At 62.3% G+C, this 608-nt stretch carries 1 pseudogene; it reads right to left on the reverse strand.

Going from position 1 to position 608, the window contains the following annotated elements:
* Positions 1-203: 203 nt before the first annotated feature.
* A pseudogene (locus OSB52_RS24690) lies at positions 204-608 on the reverse strand (transposase family protein); the annotation flags it as partial.

The raw sequence follows: 608 nt of genomic DNA on the forward strand, positions 1-608 counted from the left end.
GGACTTGACCGACCCAACCCCGCAGAGCATCCTCAATAACGCGCCAAGGTGGTCCCATGCTCGTGGCAATCCAGGTGGCCCCATAGCGGTGGCAAATGACAAACAACCGCAACGCCCGCTCACGGACCTCTGGATCGATCTTCTTCGGCATAACGCTCATCCTTCCTAACTCAGAAGGAAACGGCATCAAACCTAGGGTGATTCACGTCCTTGATTGCACACAGATAGAGCTTGCCCTCACGGGTGTGGTGTTCGGTGATACCAGTGAGCCACAACCGATGTGGCTCCTCGGCGGTGAAGTCGCGCTGGACCAGATCATCGTGGACTGGTGGTCCCGGTCGTCGGCCGTTACGACCTCGCTTCTTGCCGAACACCGACCACCAGGCGTTGTCGCGGCAGATCCGCCACGCGGTCCGCTCGGCCATCGACTCACCCACGGTGGCGGCTTCCCCGGCGAGGAATCGGTAGCCGAATTCCGGGTCCTCGCGGTGGGCATCGAACAGGGCATTCGCCCGATACGCCGCGGCCAGCTTGGCATTGGTGACCGGGCTGGCCAGCCACCGGTAGTAGGGCTGGCGCGAGAGCTGAAGTACCCGACACGACACGCG

The organism is Gordonia aquimaris (assembly GCF_026262595.1).
GTDB classification, from domain to species: Bacteria; Actinomycetota; Actinomycetes; order Mycobacteriales; family Mycobacteriaceae; genus Gordonia; species Gordonia tangerina.